This window comes from Nonomuraea sp. NPDC050643 (assembly GCF_040654715.1).
In the GTDB taxonomy this organism is placed as follows: domain Bacteria; phylum Actinomycetota; class Actinomycetes; order Streptosporangiales; family Streptosporangiaceae; genus Nonomuraea.
The window spans coordinates 1-2310 of sequence record NZ_JBFAIM010000162.1 but is presented as its reverse complement, the minus strand read 5'-3'; the positions used below and the strand labels follow the sequence as shown (position 1 = coordinate 2310).

At 68.1% G+C, this 2310-nt stretch carries 3 protein-coding genes and 1 pseudogene; 1 reads left to right on the top strand and 3 read right to left on the bottom strand.

What is annotated here, in order from left to right:
* Positions 1–96 (bottom strand): annotated as a pseudogene (locus tag AB0I15_RS66675) (zinc-dependent metalloprotease); the annotation flags it as partial.
* Positions 97–282: 186 nt separating this feature from the next.
* On the opposite strand from AB0I15_RS66675, the gene AB0I15_RS66670 reads away from it, so the two are divergent.
* Complete coding sequence (locus tag AB0I15_RS66670; RefSeq protein WP_358121121.1) at positions 283–663, top strand: RidA family protein; 381 nt, start codon at positions 283–285, stop codon at positions 661–663.
* 310 nt (positions 664–973) lie between these two features.
* On the opposite strand, the gene AB0I15_RS66665 is transcribed toward AB0I15_RS66670, so the two are convergent.
* Positions 974–1291, bottom strand: a complete 318-nt coding sequence (locus AB0I15_RS66665; protein ID WP_358121118.1) for a hypothetical protein — start codon at positions 1289–1291, stop codon at positions 974–976.
* A partial coding sequence (locus AB0I15_RS66660) for an IS1634 family transposase (protein ID WP_358121115.1) occupies positions 1267–2310 on the bottom strand: 1044 nt, incomplete at its 5' end. The genes AB0I15_RS66665 and AB0I15_RS66660, both read right to left, overlap by 25 nt.

The following is a 2310-nucleotide window of genomic DNA, read 5'->3' as shown; positions in this document are numbered from 1 at the left end:
CGCGGCCGTGTCGGAAAGGGGCAGCCCGATGTCGGTGGTGCCGATGACCTCACGCGCCAGCGAGCCGAGCGCCTGCCCGATCTGCTGGCCGACCACGCTGGCTCTGACCGGCCCTCCGCCGTGCCTGGCCCAGCTGCTGCGCATCACCGGCCTGGATCACTGCTTCCCGATCGTGGTGTGATCCGGCAGGTCAACCAAACCGGCGACGTCAGGGCAGGCATTGTCGGCGGCCGAGCGCTCCATCCGGAAGAACAGACCACTTCGAGAACAGGAGCGCATGCGATGCCCCGAGATGTCTTCTCCACGCCCGAGGCGCCGAAATATCCCAGCTACAGCCGGGCGGTGAAGGCGGGCAACACGATCTACGTCGCCGGAACGATCGGGGTCGATGTGGCGACCGGCGAGCCGGCAGGGCCCACGATCCAGGAGCAGACCCGCCAGTCGTTGCTCAACTGCCAGGCGATCCTGCGCGCCGGCGGCGCCACTCTGAGCGACGCCGTCATGGTCCACACCTTGCTCCTGCGCCCCGAAGACGCCGACGGCGTCAACGAGGTCTTCGACGAGTTCTTCCCGGACGTGCGGCCGCCGCGCTGCGTGAGCAAGCTGGGTGTGGACCGGCCGGGGATTCTGGTGTCGATCGCCATGGTCGCCGTCACGGACTGATCGTCGGACCTGGCCCGGCTCTTCCGGCTTCGCCGGCCCCCGGACACTCTCGCGCCCGCTTCATCGCTCTCGGGACTGCGCCGGTCGGCCGCGCTCCAGCCGTTCCGCGGGCCCAGGTCCTCCGGGTACGGCGAGTGAGGTCGGTGGGGCAGGCGGAAGGAGATCCGCCGTCCGGTGCCGCCAGCCCATGCGTGGGCCGAGTGCCGGACCTTGCGGAAAGCTCCGCCACAGCCCACGCAAGGGCCGATCTCCCGGACCGGTCCCCGCGTGCGCCGATCCGCTAGGCCCGTTTTCCGCAGGTGCGTGATCGTCAACGGAGATCGCGAGGGTCGACCCCGAGCAGATCGAGCAGGTTGATCTGTGCCGGGGTCGGCTGGAGGATGATGGGTGGCGCGGTCCCGCTGCCAGGGATGATGCGCATGGTAGCGAGCGCACGGAAGATCAGATTTCCGGTGGGGATGGCAGGGCGACCGGCGTACAGACCGTTGACCTTGCTCTGCCCGTGCGTGGCCAATGCCTGTCTGACCTGGCGTTCTACCAGGCAGAAGATGAGCAGAGCCAGGCAGATCACGGTGATCAGGGCGGCGATGCGCCGGTTGTTCTTCAGGTAGAGCGTAGTGACGGCCAAGGCCCCTTGAAAGCGGCGTAGCGGCGTTCGACCGCTTCTTGCTTCTTGTACAGCAGCAGCACCTGTACGGCGTCGCCCTGCTCGGGGTCCAGGTTGGTCAGCAGCGCGTACCAGCCGTCGGTGGCAGCTTCGGCGTCGATGGCTGTCTGGTCGAATTCCCAGGTGAGTGTGGGTTTGCCGGTGCCGGCATCGGTGCCGATGGTGGTACGCAGGTAGGCGGCGACCCGCCGCTGCTTGGCGATCACGGCCACCCGGTCGGTGACCTTGCCCGCGTCCGGATAGTGCCGCGAGCCCAGCCCGCGCCCCAGACGTTCCAGAGCCTCGCGGGCACGCGACAGCTTCAACGTCCGGGCGTTGGACACGGCTTGGGCCCGAGCCGAGGAGTGCACGAACACGCGTCGTACCGATACCACCGGGTCGCTCTTGAGCGGCCCGGCCAACGTCATCGCTTCTTCGGCTTCCAGTACGTGCCAGGAGCTCCGCTGATCTGCGGCTTTACTCGCATCGCGCTGGGCGGTGTAGTCCACCGCGGTCGCCTGGTCGAGCGCCAGGCCGGCCAGATCACCGACCGGCACGTACGTCTTTGAGGCCGGAGCGATGAAACTCACCCGCTCGGCATCCATCGCGGCCAGGTTCCCATACGAGATCAGCTTGGAGTCACCGATCATGAGCAGCCGCCGGGCCGAGGCCAAGCCCTGTAACTGCTTCATCGTTCCCACGACCTGGCCGACCTCTCCGGCCCCGCCGTCGAAAGCCCGCGCGAACACCGGGATCGCACCGTCGCCGGTCACCGCGATCCCGGCCTGAATCTGCTTCAAGTCCGGCCGTCGGTCCTTGGGATGGCCGTATCTGGGGCAGGCGAATCCCTCCTCGGCCTGCTCGTAGTCGCCGTGCAGGGAGATGGACGTCATGTCCCAGTGCATACGGCTGGTCTCGATCCCGAACGCTGCGATCGCAGCCGGCCCGACCGACCCCACCAGGTGATCGAGATGCGGGGCGATCGCGTCCAGCGCCCGCCC